Here is a 13204-nt window from a genome sequence, read left to right as displayed (position 1 = left end):
GGCCCGGATCAGTGCAGGGCGGCGATGAGGTCCGCGGCCAGCGCGACGGCCCGGTCGTCCTCGCGCTCGGGCGTGAAGCCGAGGCGCGCCACCACGAGCTTCGCCGACGGCACCACGATCAGCCACTGGCCGTCGTGGCCCTCGGCGAAGTAGGCGTCGCCCGGGAGACCCTTCTCGACGACGGTGCCGTCCGGTCGCTGGTTGGACCACCAGCCCGAGGCGTAGCCGTCGGCGTCCTTCTCGATCCTCACGTCGACGGCTTTGGTCGACTCGGCCATCCAGTTCGCCGGGAGCAGCCGGGTGCCGTTCCAGACGCCGTCCTGGAGGGCGAACTGGCCCACCGCCGCCCAGTCCCGCGGGGTCGCCCACAGGTACGACGAGCAGACTGGCGTCCCGGTGGCGTCCGGTTCCAGGACCGCGCTGGCCAGGCCGAGCGGCGCGAACACCTCGCGGCGGGGCAGGTCCGCCTCGCCACGGCCCTTGGTGACGATCGCGCAGAGCAGCGTGGTGCTGCCGCTGGAGTACTGCAGGTACGTGCCCGGGGCGTGCGACAGCTTCTGCGAGGCCACGTAGGACCCCATGTCGTGCTCCAGGTAGAGCATCCGCGTGATCGGCGTGCCCAGGGCGTAGGTCTCGTCCCAGGAGAGCCCGCTGGTCATCTGCATCAGCTGGCGGATCGTGATCAGCGAGCGCTGGTCGGTCCACTCCGGGCGCAGGTGGTCGTCGTCCAGGTGCACCTCGCCCTGCTGCACCAGCCGGCCGACCAGGAGGTTGGTGACGCTCTTGGTCATCGACCAGCCGAGCTGCGGCGTGGTCGCCGAGAAGCCGTCGGCGTACCGCTCCGCGACGAGCTTGCCGTCCTGGAGGACGACCACGCCGCGGGTGCCGAGGTCCTTCCGGTCGGCAGCGGGGAGGTCCTGGCCGAACGCCTTGTCGAGCGCCGCGCTCACCGCGGGCGCCACGGCGTCGGGTGCGGGCGCGGTGGAGTACGGGTTGCCGGCCGCGGTCACCGGGGTCGCGGCCGGGAAGCCGTCCGGGCGCGAGCCGGCGAGGGTGCAGCCGAAGCCGGGGGTCGCCCACGCCTTCTGCTTGGCCAGCACGCCCAGGATCGTGGACTGCGCGGCGGTGTCCTTGTCGACGAGCCTCGTCCGCAGCAGCGGCACCAGCGGGTTCGGCGGCAGGTCGTCCTCGGGGGAGCCCCGGTCGGCGATCGTGTGCAGCGCGCACGCGTTGTGGGCGGCGTACCCGGTGCCGGTGAGCAGCAGCGGGCGCTCGTACCAGTAGCCGCCGACCAGGACGACCAGCACCAGGGCCAGGACGACCAGCAGGATCTTGCGCGCGCGGGACATGCCCGCAGGCTAAGCCACTGTCCGGTTTGCCCGGAGTGCGGGTCGAGCTGGCCCTCTAGCATCGGCGGGTGCCCCCGAGATCACCGCTGCCGCGGCGCCACGGCCTCGACGCCGCGTGGCTGCGCACCCCCGACCGCGGACGCGAGGTCCCGGGCGGCTGGCCGACGATGGGTGTCTGGCTGCGGCACCGGCTGCCCGCGGTGGTCGATGTCGCCGGGATGCTCACCGACGAGCGCTTCGTGTACGACGACCTCCGCCCGGTGCGGGCCGACGACCCGTACCGTCCGCACACCTTCGTCTGGTTCCACCGCGACCTCCGCGACGAGGTCCCGGTCCCCGGCGGCCTGCACGTCGTGCACCGCGACGACCGGATCGTGGTGGTGGACAAGCCGCCGTTCCTGTCGACCATCCCGCGGGGACGGCACGTGCAGGAGAGCGTCGTGGTGCGGATGCGCACCGAGCTCGACCTGCCCGAGCTGTCCCCGCTGCACCGGCTCGACCGGGTCACCTCCGGTCTCCTCATGCTGGCCACCGAGCGCCGCTGGCGGGGCCCGTACCAGTCGCTCTTCGAGCGGCGCGCGGTCACCAAGACCTACCGCGCGGTCGCGCCCTGGCGCGCGGACCTGGAGCTGCCGGTCACGGTGCGCGACCACCTCCGGAAGGTGCGCGGGAACTGGCAGGCGGAGGTGGTGCCGGGGGCGCCGGTCAACGCCGAGACCCTGGTCGAGGTCGAGACCCGGCTGGGGGAGACCGCGATCTACCGGCTCAGCCCGCGCACCGGCCGGACCCACCAGCTCCGCGTCCACCTCCACGGCCTCGGGATCCCGATCGTCGGCGACCCGCTCTACCCCGACGTGCTCGACGTCGACGTGGACGACTTCTCCCGGCCGCTGCAGCTGCTCGCCAGCGAGGTCGCGTTCACCGACCCCGTCGACGGGACCGAGCGCCGGTTCGTGAGCCGGCGACGGCTGCCGCTGGTGGCCGAGGACTGACGCCTCGCTGGTTGAGCGGGCGCGATCCCCGCTGGTTGCGCAGGCGTGATCCCCGCTGGTTGAGGAGGTCGCGATCCCCGCTGGTTGAGGAGGTCGCGCAGCGACCGTCTCGAAACCCCTGCGGACAAGGCGAATCCGAGACCAAGACTGTCGATCCAGGTCCGTAGATTCATCCCATGGCGACCGGCACCCTCGACGCAGCAACGGCACTGACTGCTGCGCGTCGTGCCCGCTCGGAGGCGGACGCCGCCGAGGTCGAGGTCCTGGTGCAAGCTGTCGCCTGGGCCAACCAGCACACGGTCACCGACCCGGACTTCGCCGCGACCTGGGGTGACTCTCCGGTCCCGCTGGCGGGCGAGGATGCGCCGTTGGTGTCGAACTTCTGTGTCACCGAGTTCTCCGCCGCCCTGGGCATGTCCGACCACTCCGGGCGGGCGTTGATCGCCGAGGCCTTGGAGATCGCCCACCGCCTGCCGCGGGTCTGGCACCGCGTCACCTCCGGGACCTTGCAGGTGTGGCGGGCCGGATCGGGATCGCGCCGAACGTCGCGCTGATCAGCGCCACGTGACCGTGGACCACCACCAGGTCTCCTTCGACGGCGCCAGCCTGATCCACGGCGAGCTCGACCTCGTCGAGGCCCTCGACCTCGACGCCCGGCTGTCGGCCGATGCGGCCCAGCTCAAGGAATGGGGTTCGGAGGCATCGCTGGATGCACGCCGGGCCGAGGCGCTGGGGAACCTGGCTCGCGGCGAGATGGTGTCGTCCGGGGGTTTCGAGACAGGCGCTGCGCGCCTTCCTCAACCACCGGTGGGCGCAGAGCGCCTTCCTCGACCACCGGTGGGCGCGGAGCGCCTTCCTCAACCGCCGGTGGCCCGCCGGCCGATCACGCTCTACCTCCACCTCGACCCCCGCGACCCCTTCGGCCGCCATCCGGGTAGTCGTGGGCGACCGGCTGTCGCCCGAGTGACACGTGTGACTCCTATGCCGTGGGGTACGGGGCTGATGAGGGCGTCTCCCACGGCGGCCCAGAGGTGGAAGGACGGCCGGCGATGGCATGTCCCCCGAGTCCGATCAGGGAACGGCTGATGGAGCGGGTCGAGCGCGCGGGCAGGCGACTGCGGTCCGCGGAGGACGAGCGCCACGCCGCGCTGGACGAGCTGGCCGACGCGTGCGCGGAGCTCCCGGAGGAGACGTCGGAGCGGCTCGCCCGAGAGGCGGAGGTCCCGGTCGAGGGGATCATCGCGCTCCGGCTGCGGCTGCTCGAGCGGGCACGGGCGCGACGTACCGGTCCGCACCAGTGATCGAACAGCGAACGGTCGAATGCCTAACGGTCGAACACTGAGTCCGGCAGCTCGCGGGTGTCCACGATCGTCTGCGCGATCAGCCGCAACTTGACGTTCTGCTGCTGGGAGTAGCGCAGCAGCACGCCGAAGGCCTGGTCGATGTCGAGGTCGTAGCGCTCCATCAGGATGCCCTGGGCGATCCCGATCAGCTTGCGGGAGTCGAGTGCCTTGCCGAGGTTCTCGATCTTCAACCGCGACCGCAGCGCGACGGCGGCGTGCCGCGCCAGCACGTGCGCGACCTCCTGGTCCTCGACCTCGAAGGCGTCCGGACGCGTCGAGTAGAAGTTGAGCGACCCGACGACCGCCTGGTGGGTGTGGATGCGGACGCCGAGCATGCTGCGGATCCCCGAGTCCGCCACGATCCGGCACCACCGCGGCCACCTGGTCTCCGCCCGGGTGTCCGGCACCATCACGCTGAGCACGTCGGACACGATGGTCACGTCCGGGCCTTCGCCGAGCTCGCCCTGGACGGCGTCGAGCTTCGCGATCAGCGGGTCGGTCGCCGCCGCCGTCTCGATCTTGCCCTCGGTCCGGATCAGGATCACGCCCGCGTAGTCCACGTCGAGCGCGGTCCGGACGAAGCCGAGGAGCGTCTCCAGAGCGGCCGGGACGGACTCGTCCTCGTGGAGGTCCAGGGCCAGCTCGGCGAACCGGCTGGGGTCGTTGTGCGGCTCCGTCATCGGTCGTTCCCTGCGTCAGCAGCGGCGTCCGGCACGTCGCCGTTCCAGGTTACGTCGCTCCCGGGTCCTCCGGAAGCGGTGAGCGTGCGGCGGCGCAAGACCGTCGCCGGGGCGGGTCATCGTCCGGCACCTCACCGGTGCCGCAGCCGCACGACGACGGCCCGGTCCGGGATGACCCGGAGCTCGGTCGGGGCCAGGCCCGCGAGCCGCAGCGACGGGCCGAGCTGGTGGACCTGGTCGACGGAGCCGAGCTGGATCAGCGCATCGCCGGTGGTGCTCAGGTGGTGGCCGATCACCCGCACGCAGCGCCGGGCCTCGGTCAGGCCGTCCGGGCCGCCGTCGATCGCCGGGCCGGGCTGCTCGGGGAAGCTGTCGACGTCGGCGTGCCGGACGGTCGGCGGGTCCGCGGTGATCAGCGGGAAGCGTTCCTCCGGGTCGAGGGCGTGCGCCATGTTGCCGTGCCGGACGTCGGCGTCGATCCCGTGCCGGTGCGCGTTGCGGCGGGCCCAGTTGCAGGCCGCTGCGCTGGAGTCGACCGCGACCAGGCTCCGGTCGTGGCCGTGCACGGTGAGCAGGCCGATCTGGCCCGCTCCGGCGCAGAGCTCCAGGACCGGGCCGGCCGGCAGGTCGCCGAGGAGCTGCGACCCCCAGTGAGCCTGCAGCTGGGTCCACTTCCGCGGACTGAGCACGCTCGCGTCGTACCCGATGGTCAGCGGGCCGTAGCGGATCGTGTGGGTCCCGTTCTCACGTGCGGAGACCAGTCTGGGCATGCGATTTCCTTCCCCCGAGATGCCTTGCCACTGATGCCGTACCCCGATGTGGGTCTGTTCACGCGCATGCCCGCCGGCGCATGTCCGGCGCATGTCCGGCGCATGTTCAGGGCCGGAACGGGGAACTGGGCGCGCATGGTCGACACCGTTGTCTTCGACGTCGACGGGACGCTGGTCGACTCGTCGTACCACCACCTGCTCGCCTGGTCGCGGGCCTTCGACGATGTCGGGGTCCGGGTCCCCGCGTGGCGGCTGCACGCCTGCATGGGCATGGGCGGCGACCACCTGGTCGAGGCCGCGGCCGGCGCGGTGGTGGAGCACAGCGTCGGGGACGACGTGCGCGCGCTGTGGCGCAAGGCGTACGACGAGCTGCTGGGCGAGGTCCGGCCGTTCGCCGGTGCGGCGGACCTGCTGCAGGAGTTCCGGCACGCCGGCAAGGCGGTCGTGCTCGCGACCTCCGGCCACGACGAGCACATCGAGCGGACGCTGCAGATCCTCGAGATCGGCCGTGACGAGTTCCCGCTGGTGAGCAGTGCCGACGTCGAGCGGACGAAGCCGGCCGCCGACCTGATCACGCTCGCGCTCGACGCCGGGGGCAGTCCCGACGGCGTGCTCGTCGGCGACACGGTCTGGGACGTCGAGGCCGGCCGCCGTGCCGGTGTCCCGGTGGTCGGGGTGCTGACCGGCGGGATCGCGTGCGAACGCCTCGAGGAGGCCGGGGCCGTCCGCGTCTACCCCGACGTCGACGCGCTGCGGGAGTCGGTGGACGACGTGCTCGCCCTCGGTGGCGATCGCCGCTAGTCCTCTGGCCCGGATCCGTCCGGCACCTGACGGCGGCGCCCGGACAGCAGGGGCGAGCCGCCCCAGAGCAGTGCGAACAGGCCGAGCGACAGCCCGAAGGCGGCCACGCCGACGGCCGTCCCCGCCACGACGTCGAACACCAGGAAGAGCACGCCGCTGCTGGTCATCGCCGTCATCACCAGGCCGACGCGCGCGCACCGGTTCGCGGCTTCGACGAGCCAGTACCGCTTGCGGTGCCGGAAGAGCGCCCGGTGGAACGCGACCGGCGCCACCACGAGCGCCGTGGTCGCGACCGAGCCGGAGAGCACGACCAGGTAGAGGTTGCGCTGGAACCCGGTGAGGTCGCCGAACCGCTGGCTGAACGGCACCGTCAGCAGGAAGCCGGTCAGGATCTGCACCCCGGTCTCGATCACCCGGATCTCCTGGAGCAGCTCGTTCCAGTTACGGGTCAGCCGGTCCGGCCCGATCTTCTCCTCGCCCATGACCGGTGGGTACCCGAATGCGTGCCACCTTCTCGGGTACCGGGTCCGGAAATCCCTCGGAGGGAGGACGTCATGACCAGCACACCGCCGTTGCCCGACCCGGAGATCGTCCCCGGCACCTCGCGGCCGATCCCGGTCGACCCGGGTCCGTTCCCCGGCGATCCGGACCAGCCCGAGCCGCAGACGGAGCCTTCGGGCCCGGTCGGCTGACCGGAGGACCCGTGGAGGACACCATGGATGTTCGCAAGACCGTCGTGCAGATGCTGGCCGACCAGCACACCCACCTCCGCAAGCTCCTGGAGGAGGTGGCCGACACCGCGGGCGCGCGGCGCCGGCGTGCCTTCGACGAGCTCGGCCGCTTCCTGGTCGCCCACGAGACGGCCGAGGAGGTGGTCACCCACCCGGTGGCCCGGGACGTCAACCGGGACCTGGTGGGCGGTCGCCTGGAGGAGGAGCACGAGCTGAAGGAAGCGCTCGCCGACCTCGAGGAGCTCGGCACGGACCACGCCGGGTTCGACCACCGCTTCGCGGCTTTTCGCGCTCGCGTCCTGGACCACATCGAGGCCGAGGAGGAGTTCGAGTTCCCCCTGCTGGTGCAGGGCCTCACCGTCGAGGAGCAGGTCCGTGCCGCCGAGGCCCTGCGCGCGATCGAGGACGTCGCACCCACGCACCCGCACCCCGCGGCCGGGGAGTCCGCGGTCGGCAATCTCGCCGCGTCCTCGGCCTCGACCCTGGCCGACATGGTGCGGGACGTGGCCGGCGCGGTGCTGCGCCGGTGAGTGCGTGCAGGTGAGTGTTTCGCGAGGTTCGGGGTAATACCAGGACGAGCGCCACCGCCGGTGGCCGAAGGAGGGACTCATCATGAATTTGCTTCTCTGGCTGATCGCCGTCGTCCTGGTCGTCGCGGGAGTCGTGACCTTGCTCCAGGGCAGCATCATCTTCGGCATCGTGCTGATCGTGCTCGGGCTGCTCGTCGGCCCTGGAGGTGTCTCGCTGTTCGCCAACCGGGCCTGAACCCCCAGGGGCAACGGGTCAGCGTCCGAGGTCGACGGTCCGGTCCATCTGGTCCAGGCCGATGTCGGAGTGGGTGATCCACACGACGCTGCGAGCGCCGGCACCGTCGAGGAGGTCGTGAGCGACCTCCTCGGCGGTGCCTCGGTCCAAGTGGGCCAGCGGCTCGTCCAGGACGAGCACCGGCTGGTCCGCGAGCAGCGACCGGGCCAGCCCGAGCCGTGCTCTCTCGCCGCCGGAGACCTGCGCGTGGCCGTCGCCGAGCCAGGTGTCGAGGCCCTCGGGGAGCTGGGCCACCCACGGCCCGAGGTGGGCGGCCCGGAGGGCGCGGAGCACGTCGTCGTCGCTCGCGCCGTGACGGGCCAGCCGCACGTTCTCCACCAAGGTGGTGGCGAAGACGTGCGGGTCGTCGTCGACGAGACCGACCCGGGAGCGGACGTCGTCGAGCGCGAGCGCGTCCAGGCCGGTGCCGCCGAGCGTCACGGTCCCGCCGACGGGATCGATGAAGCGCACCAGCGTGGCTGCCAGCGTGCTCTTGCCTGACCCGCTCGGTCCGACGACCGCGACCCGCTCACCCGGACCGATCCGCAGGGAGACGTCGGTGCTGACCGGCCGCTCCCAGCCGAGGGACAGGTCGCGCCCGTCCACGGCGCTGCCGACCGGCTGCGGCTCGGGGGCCGCCGGGTCGGTGACGGCCGGTGCCGTCGCGGCGTACGCCGCCAGCCGTTGCTCGGCGCTACGCACCCGACCCTCGAGCGCACCGGCCTCGACCACCCCGGTGGCGACCTCGCCGAGCGCGAGCGGGACCAGGACGACGAGGGCAGCGAGCGGCCCGGACAGTCGGCCGTCCCCGACCGCGCTCGCTGCGACGGCGGCGGCGCCGAGGACGCCGGCGCCGACCGAGGCGTTCACCAGGGCACGACCGGCCGTGGTCGCGCCGGCCACGCGGCGGGTAGCAGCCGACAGCCGGGACCCGAGCCGGTCGACGGCGCCCCCGTCGCCCGCCTGCCAGATCCGCAGCTCCTCGGCGAGCTGGGCCGTCTCCAGCACGGACGCTGAGAGCTCGGCGCGAGTGCTCACGGCGGCGCGCTCGGCGCCGGCGCAGCGGACCCGGGCGACCAGGTAGCCGAGCGCCGTGCCGACGGCCGAGCTCGCGGCGAGCACGAGGCCGGCGGCCGGCAGCAGCAGGGCGGTGAGCACGACCGCGACCACGGTGGTCGCGAGGTAGGTGCGCAGGGGAAGCCGGATCCGCAGCTCGCGGTCCAGGGTCGCGTCCACGTCGTCGACGACCGAGGCGAGCACGTCCCCCCGGCGCTTGCCGAGCCGTCCCGGGGTGAGCGGCACGACCGCGTCGTACACCTCGACGCGGCGACGGGCGAGGAGCCGGAGCGCGGCGTCGTGGGACCGGATCCGCTCGACGTAGCGCAGCACCGGCCGGGCCAGGCCGAACGTGCGGACCGCGACGATGGCGACCAGCATGGTGAGCATCGGCGGCTGCTCGGAGGCTTTCACGATCAGCCAGCCCGCGGTCGCGGTCAGCGCGATCCCCGCCAACGAGGACAGCGTGCCGAGCAGGGTGCTGAGCCAGAACCGCGCGGGCTTCCGGTCGTCCGGGTCGGTGGCCACCGGGGCCGGCGCCGCGCGGACGGGGGGCGGCGGGACCGGGGTCGCGACGGCGGCCGGGACCGGACGGGCCGGCAGCCGGACCACCTGGTCGGCGACGGCGATCGTCTCCGGCTCGTGGGTCACCGCGACGACGGCCCGCTGCCGGGACTCCTCGACGAGCACGTCGAGGATCACCTTCCGGGTCACCGGGTCCAGGTGCGCGGTGGGCTCGTCGAGCATGATCCAGGGCCGGTCGGCGAGGACGGTCCTGGCCAGCGCGAGCCGGACCCGTTCGCCGGCCGACAGCAGCCGGGCGTCCTCGCCGACGTCGGCGCCCAGGCCGCCGAGCAGGGCGATCCGCTCACCGAGCGCGACCCGGTCCAGCGCCGCGAGCAGCTGCTCGTCGGTCGCGTCGGGCGCGCCGAGGCGCAGGTTCTCCGCGACCGTGCCGGCCCGGAACGACGGCCGCTGCGGCAGCCACCCGACCCGGGTGCTGTCGGTGGTGACGGTCCCGCAAACCGGGCCGCTGTCCGGGACGAGCAGGCCGGCGAGCAGCCGGAGCGCGGTGGACTTGCCGCAGCCGGACGGCCCGACCAGCACGGTGAGGCCGCGGTCGGGGACGGCGAGGTCGAGCCCGGCCACTGCCGGTACCCGCCTGCCCGGATAGGTGTAGGAGGCGTTCCGGGCGCAGAGCCGGGGGACCGCCGCCGCGTGGTGCGGGGCAGCCGGTCCGGTCCCCAGCGCGTCGACGGCCTCGAAGGTGGCGACGCCCTCGGCGGCCGCGTGGAACTCCGCGCCCATCCGGCGCAGCGGCCAGTAGGCCTCCGGAGCGAGCAGCAGCACGACCAGGCCGGTCTCCAGGCCGAGCCCGCCGGCGGCGAGGCGGACGCCGACGACCACCGCGACCAGGGCCACCGAGAGCGTGGCGACCAGGTCGAGCACCGCGGAGGACGCGAACGCGATCCGCAGCGTCCGTACGGTGGCCCGCCGGTAGCGGTGGGTGATCGCCCGGATTGTGCCGGACTGGGCCCGGGCGCGGCGGTAGGCGACGAGGGTCGGCAGTCCGCGGACGACGTCCACGAAGTGCCCCGAGAGCGAGGCCAGCGACCGCCACTGCGCCTCGGCACGGTCGCGGGTCGCGTGCCCGACCAGGGCGCCGAAGACCGGGAGCAGCGGGAGCGTCAGCACCACGATGAGCGCCGCCAGCAGGTCCTGGGTGGCGATCGTGACGACGGTGAGCGCCGGGAGCACCGCGGCGAGCGCGACCGCGGGCAGGTAGCGGGTCACGAACGGTTCGGCGGCGGTGACGCCGCGGGTCGCCAGGGTGGCGAGCTCGCCCTCGGTCCGGTCGCCGGTCCCGCCGGCGACGATCGCGTCGAGGATCCGGCGGCGCAGGTCGGCCGAGACCCGGGTCGCGGCCCGGCCGGCCGCGACGTCGCCGGTCGACTGCGCCGCGACCCGGACCGCGAACGCGACCGCGACCGCGACGGCAGGCCCGAGCAGGTCGTGGCCGCCGACGACCGCGACCACGAGCGCGGCCACCGCGAACGCCTGCACGATCACCGCGATCCCGGCCACCAGGTTGGCCGCGACGACCACGGTGAGCGGTCCGCGGGCCACCTGCAGCCGGGACCGGAGCCGCGGGTCGGTGGGTCTCACGAAGCAGCCTCCGGGACGGGCGCCGCGATCTTCTCGGGGACCGTCTCGGGGATGTGGTGCTCGGCGATGCGGCGGCGGAAGACCCAGTAGGTCCAGGCCTGGTAGCCGAGCACGATCGGCGTGAAGATCACCGCGACCCAGGTCATGATCCGGAGGGTGTACGCGGTCGCCGCGGCGTTGGTCGTGGTCAGGCTGGCGCCGTTGTCGAGGGTCGTCGGGAGCACGTCCGGGAAGAGCGCGACGAACAGGCCGGCCACCGCGAGCGCGATCGTGGCGAAGGTGCCGACGAACGCCCAGCCCTCGCTGCCCCGGGAGACGGCGAACACCCCGCCGAGCAGGGCCACCGCCGCGCCGACGAAGAGCACGGCGGACGAGCCGGTGCCGGTGTCGGCCTGGGTCCAGCCCAGGAAGAGCACGGCCGCGACCGCTGCGCCCAGGCCGGTGCCGACGGCGATCCTGCGTGCCCGGACCCGGATCTCACCGTCGGTCTTGAGCCCGAGGAACATCGCGCCGTGGGTGACGAAGAGCAGCAGCGTGGTCACGCCGCCGAGCAGCGCGTAGGGGTTGAGCAGGTCGAAGAAGTTCCCGACGTACTCGTGCTGGGCGTCCAGCGGCACCCCGCGGACGATGTTCCCGAACGCGACGCCCCAGAGGATCGCGGGCACCAGCGAGCCGACGAAGATCGCGGCGTCCCACCACTTCCGCCAGCGGTCGTCGTCCCGCTTGGCGCGGTACTCGAACGCGAGACCGCGGACGATCAGCGCGAGCAGGATCAGCAGCAGCGCCAGGTAGAACCCGCTGAACAGGGTCGCGTACCACTCCGGGAAGGCGGCGAAGGTGGCGCCGCCGGCGACCAGCACCCACACCTCGTTGCCGTCCCAGACCGGACCGACGGTGTTGATCATGACCCGCCGCTGCCGCTCGGTGCGGCCGAGCACGGGCAGCAGGATGCCGACCCCGAAGTCGAACCCCTCCAGGACGAAGTAGCCGATCCACAGCACCGCGATCAGGATGAACCAGACGGTCGTGAGCTCCATGTCGTCTCCTCCTCCCTCAGTACGCGAACGCCATCGGGCGGTCGGGGTCGTCGGACCGTTCGTGCGGGACCGGGTCGGGCTCGGCGCCGGCGCGGACGTACTTCAGGATCAGGCCGACCTCGACGACCGCGAGGACGCCGTACAGCAGGGTCAGCGACAGCAGCGAGGTCCACACGTAGCCGGCGCTCACGGTCGGCGAGACCGCGTTCACAGTGGTCAGCAGGCCGAAGACGCTCCACGGCTGGCGGCCCACCTCGGTGAAGATCCAGCCGAACGAGTTCGCCGCCACCGGGAGCAGCGGCAGCGCGATCGCCGCCCACCGCCACCAGCGGGACCGCGGCGTTCGCTCCTTGCGGGTGATCCAGAGGACGAGCGCGGCCAGGGCCGCGGCGAGCACGCCGAGGCCGATCATCAGCCGGAAGGTCCAGTAGGTCACCGGGATGTACGGCGTGTAGTCGCCGGGGGAGTAGGCGGGCGAGTCCGGGTCGGAGCCGTACGTCTCCTGGTACTGCTCGCTGAGCGGGTTGATGCCCTCGACGGTGCCGTTGAACGAACCGGTCGCGAGGAACGACAGCAACCCGGGGATCTTGATGGAGAAGGTCTCGGACTTGCCGTCCAGGGTGCCGATCGTGAAGAGCGAGAAGCCGGCCGAGGACTCGGTCTCGTAGAGGGCCTCGGCGGCCGCCATCTTCATCGGCTGCACCTCGGTCATCACCTTGCCGGCGAAGTCCCCGGAGATCGCGACGCCCAGGCCGGCGACCAGCATCACCACCGCGCCCAGCCGGGTGCTGCGCCGGTAGACGGAGGTGTCACCGGCGTTCTTGGGGCGCATCAACGACCACAGGCTGACGCCGACGACGAAGGCGCCGCCGGTCATGTACGCCGCCAGCACGGTGTGCGGGAACGTCACCAGCTGCACCTTGTTGAAGAGCACGGCGGCGAAGTCGTTCATCTCGGCCCGGCCGGTCTTCTGGTTGTAGTGGTAGCCGACCGGGTGCTGCATCCAGGAGTTGGCCGCGAGGATGAAGTACGCCGAGAACAGCGTGCCGAGGTGCACCAGCCAGATGCAGGCGTTGTGCAGCACCGGAGGCAGCCGGTCCCAGCCGAAGATCCACAGGCCCAGGAACGTCGACTCGAGGAAGAACGCGAGCAGGCCCTCGATCGCGAGCGGGGCGCCGAAGACGTCACCGACGAAGCGCGAGTAGTCCGACCAGTTCATGCCGAACTGGAACTCCTGGACGATGCCGGTGACGACGCCGATGGCGAAGTTGATCAGGAACAGCTTGCCGAAGAACCGGGTCAGCCGGAGCCACTCCGGGTTGCGGGTCCGCAGCCACGCCGTCTCGTACCAGGCGACGATCGCCGACAGGCCGATCGTGATCGGGACGAAGAGGAAGTGGTAGACGGTGATGATCCCGAACTGCCAGCGGGCGAGGTCTAGTGCGTCCACGAGGGGCTCCCGGGGGTCGGGTGAG

Annotated in this window: 15 protein-coding genes; 8 read left to right on the top strand and 7 right to left on the bottom strand. The window is 72.6% G+C overall.

All coding sequences use genetic code 11. The features are described 5' to 3' along the window. Positions 1-8: 8 nt before the first annotated feature. Entirely contained in the window at positions 9-1349 is a 1341-nt protein-coding gene (locus AB4Y76_RS13085) for a serine hydrolase domain-containing protein (protein ID WP_441925910.1), read from the bottom strand. Between the two features lie 167 nt (positions 1350-1516). On the opposite strand from AB4Y76_RS13085, the gene AB4Y76_RS13080 reads away from it, so the two are divergent. From AB4Y76_RS13080 to AB4Y76_RS13065, 4 genes are all read left to right on the top strand, one after another. Then, positions 1517-2341 (top strand): pseudouridine synthase, encoded by an 825-nt coding sequence (locus AB4Y76_RS13080; RefSeq protein WP_441926010.1) that lies wholly within the window; start codon positions 1517-1519, stop codon positions 2339-2341. A 176-nt stretch (positions 2342-2517) separates the two neighbouring features. After that, entirely contained in the window at positions 2518-2895 is a 378-nt protein-coding gene (locus tag AB4Y76_RS13075; RefSeq protein WP_441925909.1) for a hypothetical protein, read from the top strand. 10 nt (positions 2896-2905) lie between these two features. Next, positions 2906-3427, top strand: a complete 522-nt coding sequence (locus tag AB4Y76_RS13070; RefSeq protein WP_441925907.1) for a hypothetical protein — start codon at positions 2906-2908, stop codon at positions 3425-3427. After that, positions 3427-3642 (top strand): hypothetical protein, encoded by a 216-nt coding sequence (locus AB4Y76_RS13065; protein WP_441925905.1) that lies wholly within the window; start codon positions 3427-3429, stop codon positions 3640-3642. The genes AB4Y76_RS13070 and AB4Y76_RS13065 overlap by 1 nt, the downstream gene beginning before the upstream one ends. A 23-nt stretch (positions 3643-3665) precedes the next feature. On the opposite strand, the gene AB4Y76_RS13060 is transcribed toward AB4Y76_RS13065, so the two are convergent. Beyond that, positions 3666-4364 carry a GAF and ANTAR domain-containing protein gene (locus tag AB4Y76_RS13060; protein WP_441925903.1) on the bottom strand — a complete coding sequence of 233 codons (699 nt, stop codon included), beginning with the start codon at positions 4362-4364 and terminating at the stop codon, positions 3666-3668. Between the two features lie 131 nt (positions 4365-4495). After that, positions 4496-5134 carry a methyltransferase gene (locus AB4Y76_RS13055; RefSeq protein WP_441925902.1) on the bottom strand — a complete coding sequence of 213 codons (639 nt, stop codon included), beginning with the start codon at positions 5132-5134 and terminating at the stop codon, positions 4496-4498. A gap of 135 nt (positions 5135-5269) precedes the next feature. Here AB4Y76_RS13055 and AB4Y76_RS13050 point away from each other — a divergent pair, with 135 nt between their 5' ends. After that, entirely contained in the window at positions 5270-5935 is a 666-nt protein-coding gene (locus tag AB4Y76_RS13050) for an HAD family hydrolase (RefSeq protein WP_441925900.1), read from the top strand. On the opposite strand, the gene AB4Y76_RS13045 is transcribed toward AB4Y76_RS13050, so the two are convergent. After that, positions 5932-6417 carry a DUF6328 family protein gene (locus AB4Y76_RS13045; protein WP_441925898.1) on the bottom strand — a complete coding sequence of 162 codons (486 nt, stop codon included), beginning with the start codon at positions 6415-6417 and terminating at the stop codon, positions 5932-5934. The two genes, AB4Y76_RS13050 and AB4Y76_RS13045, sit on opposite strands and share 4 nt — an antisense overlap. Positions 6418-6489: 72 nt before the next feature. Here AB4Y76_RS13045 and AB4Y76_RS13040 point away from each other — a divergent pair, with 72 nt between their 5' ends. The 3 genes from AB4Y76_RS13040 (at position 6490) to AB4Y76_RS13030 (ending at position 7431) form a co-directional block, all read left to right on the top strand. Beyond that, positions 6490-6627 (top strand): hypothetical protein, encoded by a 138-nt coding sequence (locus AB4Y76_RS13040; protein ID WP_441925896.1) that lies wholly within the window; start codon positions 6490-6492, stop codon positions 6625-6627. 23 nt (positions 6628-6650) lie between these two features. Further along, entirely contained in the window at positions 6651-7196 is a 546-nt protein-coding gene (locus tag AB4Y76_RS13035; RefSeq protein WP_441925894.1) for a hemerythrin domain-containing protein, read from the top strand. A gap of 82 nt (positions 7197-7278) precedes the next feature. Further along, positions 7279-7431 (top strand): GPGG-motif small membrane protein, encoded by a 153-nt coding sequence (locus AB4Y76_RS13030; RefSeq protein WP_441925892.1) that lies wholly within the window; start codon positions 7279-7281, stop codon positions 7429-7431. A gap of 18 nt (positions 7432-7449) precedes the next feature. On the opposite strand, the gene cydD is transcribed toward AB4Y76_RS13030, so the two are convergent. Genes cydD through AB4Y76_RS13015 form a run of 3 tightly spaced genes read right to left on the bottom strand, consistent with a single transcriptional unit; the run spans position 7450 to position 13179 of the window. After that, positions 7450-10692 (bottom strand): thiol reductant ABC exporter subunit CydD, encoded by a 3243-nt coding sequence (gene cydD / locus AB4Y76_RS13025; protein ID WP_441925890.1) that lies wholly within the window; start codon positions 10690-10692, stop codon positions 7450-7452. Then, positions 10689-11729: a cytochrome d ubiquinol oxidase subunit II gene (gene cydB / locus AB4Y76_RS13020; protein ID WP_441925888.1), complete on the bottom strand. Its 1041-nt coding sequence runs from the start codon at positions 11727-11729 to the stop codon at positions 10689-10691. The genes cydD and cydB overlap by 4 nt, the downstream gene beginning before the upstream one ends. Positions 11730-11745: 16 nt before the next feature. Beyond that, positions 11746-13179 carry a cytochrome ubiquinol oxidase subunit I gene (locus AB4Y76_RS13015; protein ID WP_441925886.1) on the bottom strand — a complete coding sequence of 478 codons (1434 nt, stop codon included), beginning with the start codon at positions 13177-13179 and terminating at the stop codon, positions 11746-11748. Positions 13180-13204 lie beyond the last annotated feature (25 nt).

Source organism: Marmoricola sp. RAF53 (genome assembly GCF_052114005.1).
In the GTDB taxonomy this organism is placed as follows: Bacteria; Actinomycetota; Actinomycetes; order Propionibacteriales; family Nocardioidaceae; genus Marmoricola.
Note: the sequence above shows the minus strand (reverse complement) of the source record. Positions and strands in the feature narration are given on the sequence as shown.

Coding starts and splice junctions, on each gene's coding strand:
- AB4Y76_RS13085 (WP_441925910.1), bottom strand. CDS start 1,349: ATGTCCCGCGCGCGCAAGATCCTGCTGGTCGTCCTGGCCCTGGTGCTG.
- AB4Y76_RS13080 (WP_441926010.1), top strand. CDS start 1,517: ATGGGTGTCTGGCTGCGGCACCGGCTGCCCGCGGTGGTCGATGTCGCC.
- AB4Y76_RS13075 (WP_441925909.1), top strand. CDS start 2,518: ATGGCGACCGGCACCCTCGACGCAGCAACGGCACTGACTGCTGCGCGT.
- AB4Y76_RS13065 (WP_441925905.1), top strand. CDS start 3,427: ATGGAGCGGGTCGAGCGCGCGGGCAGGCGACTGCGGTCCGCGGAGGAC.
- AB4Y76_RS13060 (WP_441925903.1), bottom strand. CDS start 4,364: ATGACGGAGCCGCACAACGACCCCAGCCGGTTCGCCGAGCTGGCCCTG.
- AB4Y76_RS13055 (WP_441925902.1), bottom strand. CDS start 5,134: ATGCCCAGACTGGTCTCCGCACGTGAGAACGGGACCCACACGATCCGC.
- AB4Y76_RS13050 (WP_441925900.1), top strand. CDS start 5,270: ATGGTCGACACCGTTGTCTTCGACGTCGACGGGACGCTGGTCGACTCG.
- AB4Y76_RS13045 (WP_441925898.1), bottom strand. CDS start 6,417: ATGGGCGAGGAGAAGATCGGGCCGGACCGGCTGACCCGTAACTGGAAC.
- AB4Y76_RS13040 (WP_441925896.1), top strand. CDS start 6,490: ATGACCAGCACACCGCCGTTGCCCGACCCGGAGATCGTCCCCGGCACC.
- AB4Y76_RS13035 (WP_441925894.1), top strand. CDS start 6,651: ATGGATGTTCGCAAGACCGTCGTGCAGATGCTGGCCGACCAGCACACC.
- AB4Y76_RS13030 (WP_441925892.1), top strand. CDS start 7,279: ATGAATTTGCTTCTCTGGCTGATCGCCGTCGTCCTGGTCGTCGCGGGA.
- cydB (WP_441925888.1), bottom strand. CDS start 11,729: ATGGAGCTCACGACCGTCTGGTTCATCCTGATCGCGGTGCTGTGGATC.